17 protein-coding genes, 2 tRNA genes and 1 pseudogene are annotated in these 21,342 nt (G+C 60.5%); 5 read left to right on the top strand and 15 right to left on the bottom strand.

Annotated features, from left to right (window positions below):
* Nucleotide 1 precedes the first annotated feature (1 nt).
* From BHD08_RS10525 to BHD08_RS10535, 3 genes and pseudogenes are all read left to right on the top strand, one after another.
* Nucleotides 2-910 (top strand): LysR family transcriptional regulator, encoded by a 909-nt coding sequence (locus BHD08_RS10525; protein ID WP_125022063.1) that lies wholly within the window; start codon nucleotides 2-4, stop codon nucleotides 908-910.
* 176 nt (nucleotides 911-1,086) lie between these two features.
* Complete coding sequence (locus BHD08_RS10530) at nucleotides 1,087-1,716, top strand: glutathione S-transferase family protein (protein ID WP_015277348.1); 630 nt, start codon at nucleotides 1,087-1,089, stop codon at nucleotides 1,714-1,716.
* 46 nt (nucleotides 1,717-1,762) lie between these two features.
* Nucleotides 1,763-2,737: pseudogene (locus BHD08_RS10535) on the top strand (pyridoxamine 5'-phosphate oxidase family protein); the annotation flags it as partial.
* 409 nt (nucleotides 2,738-3,146) lie between these two features.
* Here BHD08_RS10535 and BHD08_RS10540 read toward each other — a convergent pair.
* Nucleotides 3,147-3,223, bottom strand: a tRNA-Asp gene (locus BHD08_RS10540).
* 37 nt (nucleotides 3,224-3,260) lie between these two features.
* Nucleotides 3,261-3,336: transfer RNA gene (locus tag BHD08_RS10545), tRNA-Val, on the bottom strand.
* Between the two features lie 257 nt (nucleotides 3,337-3,593).
* On the opposite strand from BHD08_RS10545, the gene BHD08_RS10550 reads away from it, so the two are divergent.
* Both BHD08_RS10550 and gspD read left to right on the top strand, forming a co-directional pair.
* Entirely contained in the window at nucleotides 3,594-4,238 is a 645-nt protein-coding gene (locus BHD08_RS10550; RefSeq protein WP_125022067.1) for a type II secretion system protein N, read from the top strand.
* A 3-nt stretch (nucleotides 4,239-4,241) separates the two neighbouring features.
* Nucleotides 4,242-6,176: a type II secretion system secretin GspD gene (gene gspD / locus BHD08_RS10555; RefSeq protein ID WP_125022069.1), complete on the top strand. Its 1,935-nt coding sequence runs from the start codon at nucleotides 4,242-4,244 to the stop codon at nucleotides 6,174-6,176.
* A 61-nt stretch (nucleotides 6,177-6,237) separates the two neighbouring features.
* Here gspD and BHD08_RS10560 read toward each other — a convergent pair whose 3' ends face one another.
* From BHD08_RS10560 to leuD, 13 genes are all read right to left on the bottom strand, one after another.
* Nucleotides 6,238-7,449: an O-succinylhomoserine sulfhydrylase gene (locus BHD08_RS10560; RefSeq protein ID WP_125022071.1), complete on the bottom strand. Its 1,212-nt coding sequence runs from the start codon at nucleotides 7,447-7,449 to the stop codon at nucleotides 6,238-6,240.
* A 47-nt stretch (nucleotides 7,450-7,496) separates the two neighbouring features.
* Nucleotides 7,497-9,002: an amidophosphoribosyltransferase gene (gene purF / locus BHD08_RS10565; protein WP_015277353.1), complete on the bottom strand. Its 1,506-nt coding sequence runs from the start codon at nucleotides 9,000-9,002 to the stop codon at nucleotides 7,497-7,499.
* A gap of 69 nt (nucleotides 9,003-9,071) precedes the next feature.
* A complete protein-coding gene (locus BHD08_RS10570) occupies nucleotides 9,072-9,584 on the bottom strand; it encodes a CvpA family protein (protein ID WP_125022251.1) in 513 nt (170 codons plus the stop codon).
* 131 nt (nucleotides 9,585-9,715) lie between these two features.
* Nucleotides 9,716-10,348, bottom strand: coding sequence for an SPOR domain-containing protein (locus BHD08_RS10575; protein WP_125022073.1), 633 nt, complete (start codon nucleotides 10,346-10,348; stop codon nucleotides 9,716-9,718).
* On the bottom strand, nucleotides 10,332-11,636 hold the full coding sequence (gene folC / locus BHD08_RS10580) for a bifunctional tetrahydrofolate synthase/dihydrofolate synthase (protein ID WP_125022075.1): 1,305 nt from the start codon (nucleotides 11,634-11,636) through the stop codon (nucleotides 10,332-10,334). Before folC ends, BHD08_RS10575 begins: the two co-directional genes overlap by 17 nt.
* On the bottom strand, nucleotides 11,633-12,526 hold the full coding sequence (gene accD / locus BHD08_RS10585; protein WP_015277357.1) for an acetyl-CoA carboxylase, carboxyltransferase subunit beta: 894 nt from the start codon (nucleotides 12,524-12,526) through the stop codon (nucleotides 11,633-11,635). The genes folC and accD overlap by 4 nt, the downstream gene beginning before the upstream one ends.
* Before the next feature lie 210 nt (nucleotides 12,527-12,736).
* Nucleotides 12,737-13,360, bottom strand: a complete 624-nt coding sequence (locus BHD08_RS10590) for a phosphoribosylanthranilate isomerase (RefSeq protein WP_015277358.1) — start codon at nucleotides 13,358-13,360, stop codon at nucleotides 12,737-12,739.
* Between the two features lie 91 nt (nucleotides 13,361-13,451).
* Nucleotides 13,452-14,312 carry a tRNA pseudouridine(38-40) synthase TruA gene (gene truA / locus BHD08_RS10595; RefSeq protein ID WP_015277359.1) on the bottom strand — a complete coding sequence of 287 codons (861 nt, stop codon included), beginning with the start codon at nucleotides 14,310-14,312 and terminating at the stop codon, nucleotides 13,452-13,454.
* A 2-nt stretch (nucleotides 14,313-14,314) separates the two neighbouring features.
* A complete protein-coding gene (locus BHD08_RS10600; RefSeq protein WP_125022077.1) occupies nucleotides 14,315-17,047 on the bottom strand; it encodes a FimV/HubP family polar landmark protein in 2,733 nt (910 codons plus the stop codon).
* Between the two features lie 146 nt (nucleotides 17,048-17,193).
* Complete coding sequence (locus tag BHD08_RS10605) at nucleotides 17,194-18,204, bottom strand: aspartate-semialdehyde dehydrogenase (RefSeq protein ID WP_125022079.1); 1,011 nt, start codon at nucleotides 18,202-18,204, stop codon at nucleotides 17,194-17,196.
* 136 nt (nucleotides 18,205-18,340) lie between these two features.
* Nucleotides 18,341-19,453 carry an aspartate-semialdehyde dehydrogenase gene (asd, locus tag BHD08_RS10610; protein ID WP_015277362.1) on the bottom strand — a complete coding sequence of 371 codons (1,113 nt, stop codon included), beginning with the start codon at nucleotides 19,451-19,453 and terminating at the stop codon, nucleotides 18,341-18,343.
* A gap of 54 nt (nucleotides 19,454-19,507) precedes the next feature.
* Complete coding sequence (leuB, locus tag BHD08_RS10615) at nucleotides 19,508-20,590, bottom strand: 3-isopropylmalate dehydrogenase (protein ID WP_015277363.1); 1,083 nt, start codon at nucleotides 20,588-20,590, stop codon at nucleotides 19,508-19,510.
* 95 nt (nucleotides 20,591-20,685) lie between these two features.
* On the bottom strand, nucleotides 20,686-21,333 hold the full coding sequence (gene leuD, locus BHD08_RS10620) for a 3-isopropylmalate dehydratase small subunit (RefSeq protein WP_015277364.1): 648 nt from the start codon (nucleotides 21,331-21,333) through the stop codon (nucleotides 20,686-20,688).
* Nucleotides 21,334-21,342 lie beyond the last annotated feature (9 nt).

The raw sequence follows: 21,342 nt of genomic DNA on the forward strand, positions 1-21,342 counted from the left end.
AGTGAGCCGATATAGCCAGCTGCAGACCTTCGAAGCCGTGGCACAGGCCGGCAGTCTGGCCGCGGCGGCACGGCAGCTGGGGCAGTCGTCGGCGACAGTCATGCGCACCATTGCCGCGCTGGAAGCGCGCTTGCACAACACCCTGCTGATTCGCGGACCGCGCGGTGTCGAGCTGACCCCTGCTGGCGAGCAGTTCACGCAGAACGGTCGGCACATCCTGGAACAAACCACGGAGGCCGAGCGCTCTGCGGCCGGCCTACATGCCAGTCCCAATGGGCAGCTGACGGTGGCGTTACCGTTGCTGATGGATCTGCAGATATTCACGCCCATCGCCCTCGCCTATTTGAATGCGTTTGCGGACGTGCAGCTGAACATCCAATCCCGCGAAGGCGTACCCAAACTGCTCAAAGAAGGCATTGATGTTGCGCTGGTCCTTGGCCAGTTGCCCAGCTCATCGGAGTTCGCCATGCCCTTGGGCGCAGTCAGGCCGATTGTCTGTGCCTCACCGGCCTACCTCGACACATGGGGGCGGCCCGAGATCCCCGACGATCTCAAAGCACATCGGGCGGTCGCCTCCACCGCAGCTGGTTACGCTGCACATTGGCATTTTCGCTGTGGACGTTCCATCCGTTCGGTAAAACCCAAGCCCGTACTCACCTGCACGACCCAGCGCGCGGCTATCCATGCGGCCACCCTGGGGCTTGGGCTGCTCCGCTGCATGAATTTCGAAGCCCACGATGAACTGCACCGCGGCGTTCTTGAACCGGTACTGACAGGTTTCGCCGCCGCCGACGTGCCGGTGCAGTTGATCTACCGGCATGGCCGCCGCGCCGAGGCGCGTGTGCGGACTTTCGTTGACTTCGCCGCGCCTTTGCTCCGCGCCCACCCAGCCTTCCAAGCACTAAACTGACGAAGCATTTCACTGCGCACAGCGTGCCTGTATTTCAGAAAACGAAATTATGGATTGCTCGGCGTGGTGATTCTGCTTAGCCCTGCAAGCGCGCAGCATGGTTCCACCAGCGCGATGACCACCGAGGTGAATTGACGCTGCGCTGATTCCCTGGAACACATTGCGGAGCTATCACCATGCCACAGCCCATCAAACTGTATCGTCACCCGCTTTCGGGGCACGCCCATCGAGTTGAGTTGATGCTTTCGCTGCTGAAGCTGCCCTACGAGCTTCTGTTTGTCGACTTGGCCAAGGGCGAACACAAATCCTCCGAGTTTCTGAGCATCAACGTGTTTGGCCAGGTGCCGGTCATTGACGACAACGGCACCCTGATCAGCGACTCCAACGCGATTCTGGTCTACCTGGCCAAGCAATACGGCGGCGACAGCTGGCAGACGCCCGACCCACTCGCAGAAGCACGCATCCAGCGCTGGTTATCGGTGGCTGCCGGTCAGCTGGCCAACGGCCCTGCGGCGGCCCGGCTGATCACGGTGTTCGGAGCACCCTTCAACGCCGAAGAGGTCATCGCGCGCGCCCATATGCTGCTCCAGGTGATGGACGCCGAACTCGCCGGCAAGCGCTTCCTGACGGGTGCCCAACCCACCATTGCCGATGTCGCTAACTACACCTACATCGCCCATGCGCCAGAGGGCAACGTCTCGCTTGAGCCCTATCCGAACGTGCGAGCCTGGCTGGAGCGCATTGAAGCCCTGCCCGGCTTCGTACCCATGCAGCGCACCGCCATTGGTCTGCAAACCGCTGAGTAAGAACCGAACTGCCGGGCTTCCGGCAGCAACTCGAGGAGCATCAGCCATGGATCGCCTACCCGAACACCGTAAATCGCCCTGGCACGCCGGTGAAAAGAAGCTCCAGGAGGCCTTTCATGCCTCTGAGCGGCTGGAGGTGCTCGGACAGAGAGTCATTCGAGACCACATGCCTGATCAGCATCGGGAGTTCTTTCACCAGTTGCCGTTCGTGGTAGTCGGCGCGGTGGACGCCGAAAATCGTCCTTGGGCCACCCTATTGGAAGGGCCGGAAGGCTTTGCCACCTCCGCAGATCCACAGCACCTGTTTCTGGCAGCGCACGCCGACCAACACGATCCAGCCGCCTCCGGGTTGCGCGCGGGCCAGGCCATCGGCTTGCTCGGCATTGAGTTGCATACGCGGAGGCGCAATCGCATGAATGGGGTGATTCAGCGTTCCTCGACCGACGGCCTTGAGGTACTGGTCGAGCAGTCGTACGGCAACTGCCCGAAGTACATTCAGACGCGTTCCTATACCCGGGTCCGGCGGCCAGCAGACGACGCTGAACCGTGCCGGGAATTCAGCAGCCTGGACGCACACACCAGCGCGCTCATTCGCGCGGCTGACACCTTCTTCGTCGCCAGCTACGTCGGGTATGACGCTCGCACGCGCGCCGTGGATGTTTCCCATCGCGGTGGCCGTGCCGGTTTCATCAAGGTCGAAGGCAGCCGCCTGACCATTCCGGATTATGCGGGCAACCTTTTCTTCAACACCCTGGGGAATCTGCAGGCTAATCCGGTTGCCGGGTTGCTCTTCGTCGATTTCGCCACGGGCGACATGCTACAACTCACCGGCCGCACGGAACTGCTACTGGACAGCCCGCTGATCAAAGCCTTCGAGGGCGCCGAGCGGCTCTGGGCCTTCGAAGTCGAGCACGTGGTGCTGCGAGCAGGCGCGGTAGCGATCCGATGGCAGTTTCACGATTACGCCCCCACCAGCCTGGCAACCGGTACCTGGTTGGAAGCTGATGAACGCCTGCACCAGTAGGTACAACGCCGGGTTGGCAGAAATAGCGGTGGCGCGTGTGCAACGAGGGAGCAGTCATCCATCGAACTGAGTGCGCTGTACCTCAAGCGCTCGACCCGTTCATTGGAGATCGACGATTGCCTGACATCTGCGCCGAAACACTCAGGCCGTTTGTGGATTAGCAGCTGGCCGAAGGCGCAACGAATCGAACCGTGAATATCGCATCGGAACGCGGGATCAGCCTTCTCAACCTGTGCCACCGCATATGGCGAGGTGAGACCAAGCGCCCTGGTTGGCATCGGCCTCGAAGATTGGCGTCAGAGTAATTTCCCGCAAAACTCCGGCAAGGGCCAATCAGCGGGCACAAAAAAAGCTGCCCTTGGCAGCTTTCTCTGTTCCATCCTTTAGTTCAAAAGGAGGATGTGTATGGCGCAGCGGACGGGACTCGAACCCGCGACCCCCGGCGTGACAGGCCGGTATTCTAACCGACTGAACTACCGCTGCGCGTCGGCCGGACTTTCGTCCGAAATCTCACAAAGGTTGGTGGCTGATGACGGGATCGAACCGCCGACCCCCTGCGTGTGATGCAGGTGCTCTCCCAGCTGAGCTAATCAGCCGATCGCCTTGCGAGGCGCGCAATTTACTCACCCCCCTACGCTAAGTCAACAACAGCATTGAATTTTTTTTAGGGCACTGTGGTCAACTGATGCTGCCACCACGCTTTGTAACCTGGCCGGTGCATCATCGGATTGGGAAGGCTGGGTACAAATTCGCTGCGGCTTACTCGAAAGTGTTCTAAAAGAGCTTTATCGCCTGACAGAGGCAAGCCCGCGTCCAGGGAACCGAATAACAAAAGCGCCACGGAGTATTTCGCTTGCCACTGCTGGGAAAACTGCGCAATTACCGCCGCTACGCCCCCCTGACCATCAGCACCGTGCTTCTCTGCCTGTTCGCGGTATACCTCGCTATGCAGATCGAGCAATGGATGCTCTTATCCCGCGCCCCGGCTCCGACTGACATCTACGAGCAGGGCACCGCGAACCCCGGCGGGCCCGATATGCAGCGGCTGGAAATACTCTTCGGCTCAGCTGCCCCGACCGATGCAACGGCGCCGTCCGTAGCTGCCAGCGGATTCACTCTGCGCGGCAGCTTCGTCCATGTCGAACCGCAACGCTCCAGCGCCATCGTCCAGGTCGACGGTCAGCCACCTCGACTGTACTGGCAAGGCGAGGAGCTATCCGGTGGTGTCAGCCTGCACAAGGTCTACCCTGATCGAGTCGAGCTGCGGCGCAACGGTACCGTTGAAGTCCTGCATTTTCCGCAGATCCGCTCACCAAACTACGTTCCCGACGCACTGAGCGACACGCCCTATCAGGACGAAGCCCCATATGCCGAGCCATCGGATGAGGAAACGCAGCTGATGCAGCAGCAGATGGACACCTTGCGCCAGCAGCTGGAAGACGCCGTCAACCAGTCCGATGCCGCGCCCGCCAATGACCAGCCCATGGAAGACGATTGACCGATGCCGAAGCCTTTTTCGCGCCCGTTACTTGCCCTGCTTGCTACCAGCCTGCTGGCCGCTCCCCTGCCCCTGCTTGCCGCCGAGCAGGGCATCGAACCGAGCACCACCCGACAGGATGGCTGGACCATCAACCTCAAGGATGCGGACATCCGTGCCTTCATCGACCAGATCAGCCAGCTCAGCGGCCAGACCTTCATCGTCGACCCGCGAGTGAAGGGACAGGTCAGCGTCGTCTCTAACGCCACCCTGTCGCTGAGCGAGGTATACCAGCTGTTTCTCTCGGTGATGGCCACGCATGGGTTCAGTGTGCTGACCCAGGGCGACGTCGCCCGGGTGGTGCCCAATGCCGAAGCCAAGGCCGAGGCAGGTGGCGGTCCGTCCGGCGGTGATCAGCTGGAAACCCGAGTGATCCAGGTGCAGCACACATCTGCCGCTGAACTGATACCGCTGATTCGCCCGCTGGTACCGCAGTTCGGCCATCTGGCTGCAGTTTCTTCGGCCAACGCACTGATCATCAGCGATCGCAGCGCCAATATCGCGCGCATTCAGGATCTGGTTCGCCAGCTCGATCGTGCCGAGAGCAACGATTACGGCGTGCTTAACCTGCAACACGGCTGGGCGGTGGATATCGCTGAAGTGCTGCGCAACTCACTGATGCGGGGTGAAGCCAAGACGACCGCCGGGGTGCAGATCATCGCGGACTCACGCACAAACCGCCTGATATTCATCGGCCCCAGCGAGGCCCGCGGCAAGCTGGCATCTCTGGCGCAGACCCTCGACACTCCGACCACGCGCTCAGCCAATACCCGTGTCATCCGGCTACGTCACAACGACGCCAAATCACTAGCAGAAACCTTGGGCGATATTTCCGAGGGCCTGAAGAATCCAGAGAGCGGCGAGGCCACTACAACCCGGCCGCAGAATATCCTCATCCGCGCCGACGAGAGCCTGAACGCCCTGGTGCTGCTCGCGGACCCAGAGCTGATCGGCACCATGGAGAGCATCGTTCGCCAACTCGACGTACCCCGCGCACAAGTGATGGTCGAAGCGGCCATCGTCGAAGTGTCGGGAGATATCACCGACGCCCTCGGCGTGCAGTGGGCGGTGGACGCGCGCGGTAGTAGGGGCGGAGCCGGCGGGGTCAACTTCGGCAACACCGGCATTTCAGTCGGTAGCGTGCTGAACGCGATTAACGAGAACGAGATTCCCGACAACCTGCCAGATGGCGCGATCATCGGCATTGGCACCCGCAGTTTTGGTGCACTGATCACCGCGCTGTCGTCAAACAGCAAAAGCAACCTGCTGTCCACGCCAAGTCTGCTGACACTGGACAACCAGGAAGCAGAGATTCTCGTCGGTCAAAACGTGCCATTCCAGACGGGCTCGTACACCACCGATGCAGCCGGAGCGAACAACCCGTTCACCACGATCGAGCGCCAGGATATCGGCGTTACACTCAAGGTCACTCCACATATCAACGAGGGCGCCACGCTACGCCTGCAGATCGAGCAGGAGATTTCCTCGATCGCTCCAAGTGCCAGCCTGACCGCGCAGGCGGTGGACCTGGTGACCAACAAGCGCGCCATCAAGAGCACTATTCTTGCCGAAGATGGCCAGGTCATCGTGCTCGGCGGCCTGATTCAGGACGACGTCACCCGCACCAATGCCAAGGTACCGCTGCTGGGCGATATTCCGTTGCTGGGCGCACTGTTTCGGTCGACGCAGGAAACTCACATCAAACGCAACCTGATGGTCTTCCTGCGGCCAACAGTCATTCGCGACCGTGCCGGCCTGGCAGCGCTTTCCGGGAAGAAATACAGCGACATACGGGTCATCGAAACGGATTCGGCCAGCCCCACCATCCTGCCAGCGAATCCGACGCAGCTGTTCGATGGCCGCGGCCAACCCGCTCCAGCAATCGATCTACGTCAGTAGGGAAGACTTCCGCATCGAGCTCAGGCCGTTCTCGCAGACCTGAGTTCGATGCGAAGCAGGCTCAGAGTGCCGCCAGTCCTCGGGCCAGGTCGGCCTTCAGGTCAGCGACATCCTCAAGGCCGACCGCGACGCGAATGAGGCTGTCGCGAATACCGGCCGTTGCCCGATCCTCGGCTGAAAGCCGACCGTGGGTGGTGGAGCCGGGATGGGTAATGGTGGTCTTACTGTCGCCGAGATTGGCTGTGATCGAGATCAACCGGGTCGCATCAATGAAGCGCCAAGCGGCGTCCTTGCCTCCGGCGACCTCGAAACTCACCACCGCACCAAAGCCTTTCTGCTGACGCTTGGCCAGCTCGTGCTGTGGATGACTGGGCAAGCCCGCATAGTAGACGCGCTCGATACCCGGCTGCTGCTCCAGCCACTCGGCAAGCTCCTGAGCGCTGGCACAATGCGCCTGCATACGCAGCCGTAGCGTCTCCAGCCCCTTGAGGAAGACCCAGGCATTGAACGGGCTGAGCGTCGGTCCGGCGGTGCGCAGGAACCCGACAAGCTCTTTCATCTGTTCGCTGCGGCCGGCAACGACGCCGCCCAGGCAGCGCCCTTGACCGTCAATGTACTTGGTCGCGGAATGGATCACGATGTCGGCACCCAGCGCCAACGGCTGCTGCAACACCGGCGTGCAGAAGCAGTTATCCACCGCCAACATGGCTCCCTTGGCATGGCAGAGCTTCGCCAGGGCAGCGATATCCACCAGCTCGGCCAGCGGGTTGGACGGCGACTCGACGAAAACCAGCTTGGTATTTTCCTGGAATGCCGACTCCCAGGCGGAGAAATCGGTCAGCGGAACGTAGTCGACCTGCACCCCGAAGCGCTTGAGGTACTTCTCGAACAAGGAAACGGTGGCGCCGAATACGCTACGCGACACCAGCACGTGGTCACCGGCCGCGCACAGGCTCATGACGGTGGCGAGAATGGCCGCCATGCCGGACGCTGTTGCAACCGCCTGCTCGGCGCCTTCCAGCGCCGCTATACGTTCTTCAAAGGCACGTACGGTGGGGTTGGTGTAACGCGAATAGACGTTGCCGGGAACGTCACCGGCGAACCGCGCCGCTGCATCTGCCGCACTGCGGAAGACATAACTGGAGGTGAAGAACAGCGGCTCGCCGTGCTCGCCCTCCGGTGTGCGGCGCTGGCCTGCGCGTACTGCCAGAGTATCGAGCCCGACGCCCTGCAGGTCGCTGTCCAGCCGTCCGGCTTCCCATTCACTCGTCATAGCTATTACCTCGGCCGGGGCAGCCGAGGCCGCCACACCGGCATGAATCAGTTGTTGTAGAGATCGATGATGGCGCTGACTGCATTGGTCTTGACCTTGCTCAGGTCATTGCGCGCCTGCTCGATCTTGTGCAGATAAGCCTCATCGATGTCGCCAGTGATGTATTTCCCATCGAATACGGCGCAATCGAAATTATCGATCTTGACCTTGCCACCGCCCACGGCGTCGATGAGATCTTCCAGATCCTGGTAAACCAGCCAGTCAGCACCAATCAGCTCAGCCACCTCTTCGGTGCTGCGATTGTGCGCGATCAGCTCATGCGCGCTGGGCATGTCGATGCCGTAAACGTTCGGATAGCGTACCGCCGGTGCGGCCGAGCAGAAGTAGACGTTCTTCGCCCCGGCCTCGCGCGCCATCTGAATGATCTGCTTGCAGGTGGTGCCACGGACGATGGAGTCATCCACCAGCATCACGTTCTTGCCGCGAAACTCCAGATCGATGGCATTGAGCTTCTGGCGCACCGATTTCTTCCGCGCGGCCTGCCCCGGCATGATGAAGGTGCGGCCGATATAGCGATTCTTGACGAAGCCCTCACGGAACTTCACGCCGAGCCGGTTCGCCAGCTCCAGCGCGGCGGTGCGGCTGGTGTCGGGGATCGGGATGACCACATCGATATCGTGCTCGGGACGCTCGCGCAGAATTTTGTCGGCGAGCTTCTCGCCCATGCGCAGGCGTGCCTTGTACACCGAAACGCCGTCCATCAGGGAGTCGGAACGCGCCAGGTAGACGTATTCGAAGATGCACGGCGCGAGCTTTGGCGCGTCAGCGCACTGGCGGGTGAAGAGCTTGCCGTCGGTGGTGATGTACACCGCCTCGCCCGGCGCCAGATCACGAATCAGGGTGAAGCCGAGGACATCGAGCGAGACGCTTTCGGAGGCGATCATGTATTCGACGCCTTCGTCGGTATGGCGCTGGCCGAAAACGATCGGGCGGATCGCATTGGGGTCGCGGAAGCCGACGATGCCATAGCCGGTCACCATGGCCACCACTGCGTAGCCACCGCGGCAGCGCTCGTGAACCTTGCTCACCGCGGCGAAGACGTCTTCTTCGGTCGGCTGCAACTTGCCGCGTACCGCCAACTCATGGGCGAACACGTTGAGCAGCACTTCCGAATCGGAACTGGTGTTCACGTGACGCAGATCCGACTCGTAGATCTCCTTGGTCAGCTGGTCGACATTGGTCAGATTGCCGTTGTGTGCCAGCGTGATGCCATAAGGCGAGTTCACGTAGAACGGCTGGGCTTCGGCTGAACTGGAGCTGCCGGCCGTGGGGTAACGGATATGACCGATGCCCATGTTGCCGACCAGGCGCTGCATGTGGCGCTGTTGGAAAACGTCACGAACCAGCCCGTTGTCCTTGCGCAGAAACAGCCGGCCGTCGTGGCTGGTCACGATACCGGCTGCATCCTGGCCGCGGTGTTGCAGTACGGTAAGCGCGTCATACAGCGCCTGATTGACGTTCGACTTACCGACAATGCCGACAATGCCACACATGCAAGGAACCTCTCAGTTATTACAGGCAGACCGGATACGACGACAGACCGGGCATCCGTGGAAAAAGACTCAACCGGGCGGGTTGAGCGAAGCGGCGAACCATTGGCCGCTGAACCCCAGGATGAGATTCTTCGACCAATCAGCGATCAACAGAAAATGTGGCAACAACACAGACTCGCGCCACCATAGGTCCTGCTCGACGGGTGCAAGGCTCAGCAAGCCCGCCAGCACTACCACCAGAAGACCACCACGTGCCGCACCGAACACCATTCCGAGAAACCGGTCAGTGCCGGACAACCCCGTCACCCTGATCAGCTCACCGATCAGAAAATTGACCAACGCCCCCACCAGCAAGGTGGCTACGAACAATAGCGCACAGGCTGCGATGACTTGCGCCGATGGTGTGCTGATGTATTCAGCAAGATGGTGGGACAACGCACCACCGAACATCCATGCGACCACGCCCGCAATGATCCAGGTGACCAGCGAAAGCGCTTCCTTGACGAAACCGCGCTTCAAACTGATCAGGCTCGACACTGCAATAACGGTGATGATGGCCCAATCGACCCAGGTGAATGCCACGATGTTTTCTGCAATGGGGAAAAGGCGGCGCATTTTAGCAGAGCGCGAGCGCCAGGAATACGCGCCGGCTCGCCGGCAGCCATGCGCCGATCGAGGCCTTTGTTCAGGCGTTCGGCCGGCGCCTCAGCGGATCAACTGCCTTCTGGCTTGAAGCGCACGACGAAGCCATCGAGCTTCTGCTGTCGCTGCAACACATCGCGAAGCCGATTCGCCTCGCTACGCTCCACCAGCGGACCGACGAAAACGCGGTTCATACCATCAGCGGTGCGGATGTAAGCGTTATAGCCCTGCGAGCGCAATGTCTGCTGCAGGTTCTCGGCACTGGCGCGATTAGACAGGCTGGCCAGCTGAATCGCCCAGCTGACCGGCAGGTTGTTGTTATCCAGGCGAGGTTCAGCGGCCGGCGATTGCGCTTGCGCAGCAGGCGCTGCCGGGGCAGCGGCTGGCGCCACCGGAGCAACCGGCTCGATCGGCGCCGGCGCCTGCTCGGCAATCGCAGGGCCGGTAGCCGGCTCAGCATCCTCTTCGATGATTTCGAAACCTTCCGGCACCGACCCCGGCTCTTGCTCCGGTTCCGGGACGTCGACTGGCTGCATCTCGATTTCAGCAACCACCGATGCAGCGGGAATGGTGGGCGCGTCGACGGTGACGTGCCGCAGATCGTCTTCGCGATTGAAAAGCATCGGGACAAAAATCACAGCCAGCGCGATTAGCACCAGCGCACCAACCATGCGTTGCAACAGCCCCTTATCGAGCATCGCCATCCCCACACTCCTCCGCCTGCCGTTCCAGCCACCCAAGCGCTGCAGCTACGCAATAGAACGATCCGAACACCAACACTTCGTCATCGGGTTCAGCCTTGGCGCACTGAGCGTCGAGCGCCTGCTCTATGCTCGCATACTCGCCGACCAGAGCGCCTCGCTCAAGCAGCGCAGCCGACAACTGTGTAGCTGATTGCGTACGTGGCGTCGGTAGCGGAGCCACGGCCCAGTCAGTGATGCTCGCTTGCACTGCATCGAGCACGCCGTCGAGATCCTTATCTGCCAGTAGCCCAAAAACGGCCAGCCGGCGACCAGCAATCGATCGCTGCTCGATGCGTTGAGCGAGATAACTGGCGGCGTGCGGGTTGTGGCCGACGTCAAGTAACAGCGAGACCTTGCGGCCACGCCAAGTGATCTGCCGACGATCAAGACGCCCTGTCACGCGAGTCTGCTCCAGCGCCGCGGACAGAACCTTCACATCCCACGGCAAACCCAACGAAGCGTACGCCTGCAGGGCTATTGCAGCGTTCTCCATCGGCAACGAAAGCAGTGGCAGTCCGTGCAGCTCCAACGGTTCTGCCGCTGGGCCGACACCCCGCCAGTGCCAGGCGCGGGGAGCGAACGCCAGATCGAAATCGCGACCGCGCAGCAAGAGCGGCGCCTTCAGCGACTCAGCCTGTTGCAGTAGCGGTGCAGGAACATCCAGATCACCACAAAGTACCGGCTTGCCTGCCCGCATGATTCCGGCTTTTTCGTACGCAACGCTTTCGCGGGTATCGCCCAGCCAATCGGCATGATCGAGCCCGATATTGGTGATTACCGCCAGATCGGCATCGACGATGTTGACGGCATCGAGACGCCCACCAAGTCCGACTTCAAGCACAGCAGCGTCGAGTTCGGCACGCTCGAACAGCCAGAAGGCAGCGAGTGTTCCCATCTCGAAATAGGTCAGAGACACTTCACCACGGGCAGCCTCGACTGCGGCAAACGCCTCGCACAACTCCTGATCGCTTGCCTCGCAACCGTCCAGCTGTACCCGCTCGTTGTAGCGCAGCAGATGTGGCGAGCTGTAGCTGCCAACCCGCATCCTCTGGCTGTTCAGCAGTGAGGCTATAAACGCGCAAGTAGACCCCTTGCCGTTAGTCCCGGTAACGGTAACGACCAGAGGAGCCGGCCGCGTCAGGCCAAGCCTGGCTGACACCAACCGGACCCGATCCAGCCCCATGTCGATGGCCATGGGATGCACCTGCTCAAGGTAGGCGAGCCAGTCAGCCAGACTCCGCTCGGTCATGCAGTAGCCGTTACCTGAGCGGGTTCGACCGGGCTCGGCAGTTTCTGCATCTGAGCCAGCAGACGCGACAGGCGTGCGCGCAACTCCGAACGAGGAATGATCAGGTCGATCGCACCATGATCCAATAGGAACTCGCTACGCTGGAAACCTTCCGGCAGTTTTTCCCGTACTGTCTGTTCGATCACTCGCGGCCCGGCGAAGCCGATCAGCGCCTTGGGTTCTGCGACGATTACATCACCGAGCATCGCCAAACTGGCGGAAACGCCGCCGTAAACGGGGTCGGTGAGAACGGAGATGAACGGCAGGCCTTCTTCGCGCATACGTGCCAGCACCGCCGAAGTCTTGGCCATCTGCATCAGGGAGATCAGGGCTTCCTGCATCCGCGCACCGCCTGAAGCGGAGAAACAGATCAATGGGCAGCGCTTTTCCAGCGCGACGTTGGCAGCACGAACGAAGCGCTCACCAACGATCGCCCCCATGGAGCCACCCATGAAGGAAAACTCAAAGGCACAGGCCACTACCGGGACGTTGACAACCTTGCCACTCATCGCGACCAAGGCATCCTTTTCGCCGGTCTGCTTCTGAGCTGCCGACAGGCGATCCTTGTATTTCTTGCTGTCACGGAATTTGAGACGGTCTACCGGCTCCAGCTCCGCGGCAATCTCCTCGCGCCCTTCGGCATCGAGGAAGATATCGAGCCGAGTGCGGGCATCGATGCGCATGTGATGCTGGCACTTAGGACAGACATCGAGGGTCTTTTCCAGCTCGGGGCGGTACAGAACCGCCTCACAGGAGGGGCACTTGTGCCAGAGGCCTTCGGGGACCGAACTCTTCTGCGTCTCCGAGCGCATGATCGAAGGGATCAGTTTGTCTACCAGCCAGTTGCTCATGCTCTTGTTCTCCAAAGCTTCAGTCCCGAGCGCACTCGCACTACGGGTAGATTCATCGTTGCGATCATGCATACAAGCACTGGATCGCGTGAGCGATGCGCTTACGAGGCGCAGCCGCGGAACTCCGATTTCCACCACGTGGCGGAAATCCACAAATACGGTGCTGGTCTCCCAGCGACTCGTTACTGGACGGCCACGGCTGCCCATGCGTCACATGGCCGAACGAACGCGCTCCACAAAGGCCTGCACCTTGGCCGCATCCTTGATGCCTTTGCTCGCTTCCACACCACCGCTGACATCCACCGCGTATGGCCGGACCTCGGCAATGGCTTGCTGGACATTCTCTGCCGTCAGGCCTCCCGCAAGAATCAAGGGCTTGGTCAGCCCAGGCGGAATCAGCGACCAATCGAAGCGCTCGCCCGTTCCACCCGGCACGCCGGCAACAAAGGTATCCAGCAGAATACCGCTGGCATTCACATAGCGAGCTACCTGGCCGGCGACATCCTCATCGCCGCCGACTCGCAGCGCCTTGAACCACGGACGATGGAAGCCCTCGCACTGCGCAGGCGTTTCGTCGCCATGAAATTGCAGAGCGTCCAGCGCAACAGCGTCGAGAATTTCGTTGATCTCGCAACGGCTGGCATTGACGAACAGACCGACCGTAGTAACGAAAGGAGGAAGGGCCGCAATGATCTCACGGGCCTGCTGAACACTCACAGCGCGGGGACTCTTGGAGTAGAACACTAGGCCAATGGCATCTGCGCCTGCGTGAGCGGCGGCCAGTGCATCTTCGACACGAGTTATCCCGCATATCTTGCTGCGAACGACTGGCACCGACTATCTACCTATCGAGAGGGAAACGGGATGGTAACAAAAGATCGGTCACCTGCAAGCAAATAGGCGACTGGATATTGGGTCGCACGCATCAGCAACGCACATCCGGCAAACCCGACAGGAAGTGCGGACCGAGGTAGCGTTTCGGCAACTCGAACTCTTCCGGATAGTCGACTTCGACCAGATAGAGGCCATAGGGGTGTGCCGTAACCCCGCCGGTTCGGCGTATACGCGACTGCAACACTTCCCCAGCCCATTCGACTGGCCGCTCACCAGCACCGATGGTCATCAACACACCCGCGAAATTCCGCACCATATGGTGCAGGAAAGCGTTCGCTCGCACATCAATGACGATCAGCCGACCATGTTCGAGCAACTCGAGGTGATGGATGGTTTTGATTGGCGATTTAGCCTGGCATTGCCGGGCTCGGAAGGCGCTGAAATCATGGGTACCGACAAATGCCGCGGCGGCAGCACGCATCCGCTCGATGTCGAGAGGGCGGTGATTCCAGGTCACTTCTTCAGCCATATGCGCTGGGCGAATCTGATCGTTGTAGATCACATAACGGTATCGGCGCGCCATGGCACTGAAACGAGCATCAAAGCGCTGCGGCATCTCCTTCGCCCAGGTGACGCTGATATCAGGCGGCAAGTTCATGTTCGCCCCCATGATCCACGCATGCATGCTACGCGCGACGGTCGTATCGAAATGCACCACCTGACCACTGGCGTGCACCAGCGCATCGGTGCGTCCGGCACAGCTCAAAGTTACGGGCTGACCACCGGCGACTTTGCTCAGCGCGGTTTCGAGTGATTCTTGAATCGACGGCACGCCTGCGCGCTGGCGCTGGAATCCACGGTAGCGGGATCCCTTGTATTCGACGCCCAGAGCGATCCTGGAAACGCCGACGGCAGCCATTTCGGCTGCCGTATCGGGTACTGCTTGGGTCATGATCAGGCTAGTTTGGCGAGCATATCTCGCGCCTCTTGCTGTTGGGCATCGCTGCCTTCGGAAATCACCTCATCAAGGATATCGCGAGCGCCTTCGGCATCACCCATATCGATATAGGCCCGGGCGAGATCCAGTTTCGTGGTGGTTTCGTCGGTATCCGAGAAGAAATCGAAGTCGTCATCCGGCGCCCCATCAGCGCTGCCGCCGGCGGTAGCGGCGGCCGGTTCCTGCAGATCCCGGGACAAATTGTCCAGATCCGCTTCCACTTCGCTCAGCTGCTCGGCAAAGCCATTCGGCTGCGCCTCGAACTCAGGCTCGTCGAGCGAGATGTCGAACCCATCTGGAAGCTCATCGTTCGATGTGCCAGTGGGCTCAGCCAGTTCGAAGTCAAGTTCATCACTTTCCATAGCCGCAGGAGCTACGGGCGATTCCTCATCAAGACTCAGCGAAAACTCAGTGTCGGTCGCTGCGGTATTGTTTTCGCTATCCAGATCAAACGAGAAATCCGAAAAATCGTCCCGTTTAGCATCTGGAACGCTTGCCTCTTCTTCCAGATCGAAGGAGAAATCGCTCGCCGCAGGCTGAACATCGCGCCCAGCCTCGGGCTCATCCAGGGACAGATCATCGAAGTTGAATGGTTGGTCGACCGGTGCAGCGCTTTGAGCTTTATCGCTCAGATCAATATCGAGATCGTCGAGGCTGAGATCGAACGCATCGTCCAGATCCTGCCCTGCGGCCAGAGGAGCCGGATCGTCCAGCTGAAGATCGTCGAGGTCGAAGCTATCCACATCCAACTGAGTTGCTGCAACCGCAGCTGCCGACGCGCCTGCAACTGTGACCATCGCTGGATACTTATGCTTCAGCTGCTCCACTTCCATCGCTGCACCACCGATCTCGCGCAGTTCAGCTTCCTGACGGGCGAAGCCCTCGCGATTGCCCAGCTCGGCGTAAACCTCCATGAGTTTCAAACGCAGATCACTGCGCTGCGGCTCGTCATTGAGGGCGTTCTGCAGCAACTCTGCGGCTTGATTGAAACGGCCGTACGCAATGTAGATATCTGCCTCGGCCAAAGCATCGCCAGTGGTTCCGGTCAGCTCGTCCGGCGCAGCCGCGCTGGATGTCTGAAACGGTGCTGGCTCAGGCTGCTCCTGACCAATATCGACGAAGGCGGGCGTCCCGACTCGCAGGTCATCGACCGTGTCGACTGCCATCAGACTTTCCTGCAACTCGGCCTCTTTCATCGCATTGCGGCGCGATAGTGCCATCAAACCTACCAAAAGCAGCAGCAATGCACCGCCACCAACCGCGCCAAGCAGCAGGGTATTCGACAGCAAATCATCGATCAGCCCTTTGGGCTCCGGCTCAACAGGTGCTACAGGCTTCGCAGGCGCAGGTTTAGGCGCCGGCTTGGCAGCAGCAGGACGCTCGACAGGCGCAGGAGCAGCGACCGGCGCCGGCTCTTGCTGGTTGGTCGGCGTGGAGTCGACCTCAGAGTCAGCACCAGTCCCGCTAGCTCTATCTTGCGCTGAGCGGGCATCATCCGCCGCAACAGACGGCTGCTGCTGGCCTGCAGTGTCAATCGCAGCGGGGGCCTGACCTTCAGCACCCAGCTGCACCTGGAGCTTGGCAAGCTGGTCATCCTTGAGCTGCATCAGACGCTGCAGTTTTTCCAGCTGCCCTTGCAGGTCATTCAGACGATCTTTCAGCTCATCGTTTTCGCGGCGACTGGAATCGAGGCTTTCCTGCGTTACAGCAAGCTTGTCCCGCAGAGCCTTGCCGCTATCGCCAGAGCCTGTATCGGAGCCTGCAGTAGATTTACCAGCATCGGCCGCCACAAGGCGGAGATTATCGCCGGTATCGCTACGTGACGGCGCATCGCCTGCCTCGGTACGACGCGTCGCGTCCAGCTGGCGAGAGCCAGCAACCGCAGCATTCCGACCTTGGCGCCACGCCGCATTCTGCTCAGCCACCTGAGCGATCGCCTCACCCTGCGAACGCTTGGATATCTGCTGAGCATCCGGCAGACGAAGCACCTGCCCACTCTTCATGCGATTTATGTTGCCGTCAATGAAGGCATCCGGATTGAGATCCTGAATCGCCAGCATTGTCTGATGCACGGTACCGCTACGGCGATTACGCTCAGCTATGTCCCAAAGCGTATCGCGGGCGGAGGTCTTGTATTGACTGCCATCCTGCGTCGGGGCAGCAGTGGCAACGCTGGCAGGGGAAGCGGCAGCCGAACGAACAGGTGCAGGACGTGCTGGCTCAACGGCTCGCGGTGCCGGCGCGGAAATAGGCAGCTGGGGCGCGGCGGCAGCGGCTGTTTCAGGCGAGTAAAGTGGTGGATCGAGCAGCAAGGTATATTCGCGTAGCAGGCGCCCGTTCGGCCAGAGTACCTCTACGAGAAAATTGAGATACGGCTCGCGTACCGGCTTGCTGGAGGAGACTTGAATTACGCTTTTGCCATTCGGCCGCAATACGGGAGTGAATTTCAGGTCTGTCAGAAAGTACTGCCGATCAATACCGGCACGATTGAACTCTTCAAGCGAAGCCAGGACGGGAATGACCTCTCCCGGAGCCAGGCTTTTGGCATCCAGCAGTTCGATTTCCGCGATCAGCGGTTGATTCAATGACGACTGAAGCGTGACCTCTCCCAACCCAAGCGCGTGGGCCATTTCTGTAGTCAGCGCGGTAGCAGCCGCGATTGCCAGCACCAGATTGCGAACCCGAACCATTATTTAATCCCTTGTTTATCTTTTTTTCTCGAACTACGAGAGGGTCTTATTTCACTGCCCGTGCCACCTGCAGGTGGCTCCCCATCAGCAATAAGCCGTTCAGCGCATCGGCTAGAAATATTCTTTGAATTACCAGTAAGTATCTTTTACAGATAGTCTTTTATCAACAACTCACCGGACTGCACAGCATTCAGTGCCGCGCCTTTTCGCAAGTTATCAGACACAATCCACAAATTGACTTGGCGTGGATCGCCGATGCCACAGCGCACCCTGCCGACGTAGATGACATCCTGCCCGACCGCATCACCGACCGCCGTCGGGTAGTCATCGCCGCCCACGACTTCAACACCCGGAGCCGCTTCGAGAGCCGCAGATAGCGCCTGCGGATCGACCTCAAGACTGCAGCGCAACGACACTACAAGACTTTCACCAAAAAAAACCGGCGCCTGGATGAACGTGACAGCCACCGCCAGTTCAGGGTTTTGCAGGAGCTGACGAAGCTCGTCGACCAGGCGCCGTTCCTGCGCGCCGTATCCATGCGAATCGACCTCTTCCGTCTGCGCGAGCAAGTTGAACGCCATCTGCCGACCAAACACGCGTGGCTCCAACGGGCGAGCGTTCAGTAGTTCGGTCGTCTGTCTCGCCAGCTCTTTCACCCCTGCGACACCACGACTGGAGACTGGCAGGCACGCCGTAACCGTGACGCCTAGCAACCCCAGCTGATGCCGAACAGGTGCCAACGCAAGCGCCAGTGCAACAGACGCCGGCAGTGGACTGGCAACAGCACGGCGATCCGATGAAGAATCGAGCACCGCACCGTTGACCTCCGGAACCAGACACGGCTGTTCGTCCACGGAGATCGAGCCTGAAAGATCAACGATCCGGCAGCCGGCGGCACTCGCCGCGACATGGCACGCGCTCACCAGAGCGGAGGCACCGACGAGGAACACCAGCTGCACACGCGCGAAATCGAAACGATCCGCCGCGCTTACGCGCAAATTTCGCCCGTTGTACGGAACCGTGTGGCCAACACCCTCGCCGGCGTCCAGCAGGTGCAACTCGCTTAGCGGAAACGCACGCTCCTCGAGCACCTCGACCAGCGCTTCGCCTACCAGGCTGACCGATCCGACAACCGCAACACCGACACCTGTAGGCATCGCCACCTCCACGCATTAAGGACCGGCACTGTAGCGAAATGACAGATCGCTGCAAGCAGCGCCGCCGAGCGGCACACCGCATAAATGAAAACGCCGCGAACAAAGTCGCGGCGTCGGGCACCTCACAGAAGACGCATCAACGTTCCAGCAGGATACGCAGCATACGACGCAGAGGCTCGGCAGCACCCCACAGCAGTTGGTCACCCACAGTGAACGCGCCTAGATAATGGGAGCCCATGTTCAGCTTGCGCAGACGCCCCACCGGCACGCTCAGGGTTCCAGTGACTGCCGCCGGACTCAACTCCTGCATGCTGGCATCGCGGTGGTTCGGCACCAGCTTGACCCAGGGATTGTGCTGACTGATCAGCCCTTCGATATCGGAGATCGGCACATCTTTGTTCAGCTTGATGGTCAGGGCCTGGCTGTGACAGCGCATAGCGCCGACGCGGACGCAAATGCCGTCAACGGGGATCGGGTTCTTGAAGCGACCGAGGATCTTGTTGGTCTCAGCCTGCGCCTTCCACTCCTCACGGCTCTGCCCGTTCGGCAGCTCCTTGTCGATGTAGGGGATCAAACTGCCGGCCAGCGGCACGCCGAAATTGTCGACCGGGAATGCTTCGCTACGCTGGGTTTCAGCCACCTTACGGTCGATATCCAGGATCGCGCTGGCGGGATTGGCCAGATCATCGGCCACGGCCGCATTGATTGCACCCATCTGCTTGATCAGTTCGCGCATGTTCTGCGCGCCGGCGCCGGAGGCTGCCTGATAGGTCATCGCGCTCATCCACTCGACCAGACCGGCTTCGAACAGACCGCCAAGCCCCATCAGCGCCAGGCTGACGGTGCAGTTGCCGCCGATGTAGTTCTTGGTGCCGGCATCCAGTTGCTGGTCGATCACACGACGGTTCACCGGATCGAGCACGATCACCGCATCGTCCTGCATGCGCAGCGACGACGCCGCGTCGATCCAATAGCCCTGCCAGCCGGCTTCACGCAGCTTCGGGAAGACTTCATTGGTGTAGTCGCCGCCCTGACAGGTCAGGATCACATCGAGACCTTTCAGCTCGTCGATGCTGTAGGCGTCCTTCAGCGCAGCGGTTTCCTTGCCAATATCGGGGCCCTGGCCGCCGACATTGGAAGTGGTGAAGAACACGGGCTCGATCAGGTCGAAATCCCGCTCTTCCAGCATCCGCTGCATGAGCACGGAACCGACCATACCGCGCCAACCGATCAGACCTACACGTTTCATCGCAACTACACCTATAGAAAAAGTGGCCCGCGCAGATTAAGGCGGGCCAGAAGATTACAACTTCGCGAGGGCCGCGACTACTGCATCGCCCATCGCCTGAGTACCGACCTTGGTACAGCCTTCGGACCAGATATCACCGGTACGCAGGCCCTGATCGAGCACATCGCTCACCGCCTGCTCGATGGCATCGGCCGCTGCGACCTGATTGAAGCTGTAACGCAGCATCATCGAAACGGAGAGGATGGTCGCCAGCGGATTGGCGATGCCTTGGCCAGCGATATCCGGTGCCGAACCGTGGCATGGCTCGTACATGCCCTTGTTGCCCGCATCAAGCGAGGCAGATGGCAGCATGCCGATCGAGCCGGTCAGCATCGACGCCTCGTCGGAAAGGATGTCGCCGAACATGTTGTCGGTGACGATGACGTCGAACTGCTTCGGTGCGCGCACCAGCTGCATGGCCGCGTTATCGACATACATGTGGCTGAGCTCGACGTCCGGGTAGTACTTGGCCACCTCCTCGACCACGGCACGCCAAAGCTGGCTGGACGCCAGTACGTTGGCCTTGTCCACCGAGCAGAGCTTCTTGTTGCGCACCATGGCCATGTCGAAGCCGACCTTGGCGATGCGGCGGATCTCGCTCTCGCTGTACGGCAGCGTGTCGTAGGCCATGCGCTCGCCGCTCTCCAGCACCTTGCTCTCGCGCGGCTGGCCGAAATAGATGCCACCGGTCAGCTCGCGAACGATGAGGATATCCAGACCGGCGACGATTTCCGGCTTGAGCGACGAAGCCTCTGCCAGCTGCGGATAAAGCAGTGCCGGACGCAGGTTACCGAACAGGCCCAGCTGGGAGCGAATCTTCAGCAGACCGCGCTCGGGACGAATGGCCGGATCGATGGTGTCCCACTTCGGGCCGCCAACGGCGCCAAGCAGAATCGCATCGGCAGCACGCGCACGCTCCAGGGTTTCGTCCGCCAGCGGCACGCCATATTTGTCGACTGCTGCGCCACCCAACTCGTCATAGCTCAGCTCGAAGTCCAGCTGGAACTTGTCATTGGCCAGCTGCAGAACCTTGACCGCCTCGGCCATGATCTCCGGGCCGATACCATCACCGGGCAGAACCAGAATCTGTTTGCTCATCACATTCCTCGATTTTCACTGGGTGGATGCCGTTGTGTTCATCCACCAAAACTCTGCAAGTGGACGGATGATGCGTCATCCACCCTACCCTCATATCACTTGATGGCGCCGAACAACCATGGCTGGTTCTGCTGGTGGCGGGCCTCAAAGGTCTTGATCGCCTCGGCGTCCTGCAGCGTCAGGCCGATATCGTCCAGACCGTTGAGCAGGCAGTGCTTACGGAAAGCGTCGACCTCGAAGCTGTACTGTTTGCCGTCCGGGCGTGTCACGACCTGCGCGGCGAGGTCGACGGTCAGCTGGTAGCCCTCGCTGGCTTCGGCCTGTGCGAACAGCTCATCGACTTCCTCTTCCTTCAACACAATCGGCAGCAGGCCGTTCTTGAAGCTGTTGTTGTAGAAGATATCGGCAAAGCTCGGCGCGATGATCGTACGGAAGCCGTACTCCTCCAGGGCCCACGGCGCGTGCTCGCGGGAGGAGCCGCAGCCGAAGTTCTCCCGAGCCAGCAGGACGCTTGCACCCCGATAGCGGGGGAAGTTCAGCACGAAGTCCTTGTTCACCGGACGCTGCGAGCAATCCTGGTTCGGCTGACCGACGTCCAGATAGCGCCACTCGTCAAACAGATTAGGGCCAAAGCCGGTGCGCTTGATGGACTTGAGAAACTGCTTCGGAATGATCTGATCGGTATCGACGTTGGCACGATCGAGCGGGCAGACCAGGCCGGTGTGTTGGGTAAAGGCTTTCATCCGTTCTCT

It is taken from the genome of Pseudomonas sp. SCT, from assembly GCF_003864275.1.
Taxonomy (GTDB): Bacteria; Pseudomonadota; Gammaproteobacteria; order Pseudomonadales; family Pseudomonadaceae; genus Stutzerimonas; species Stutzerimonas stutzeri_AE.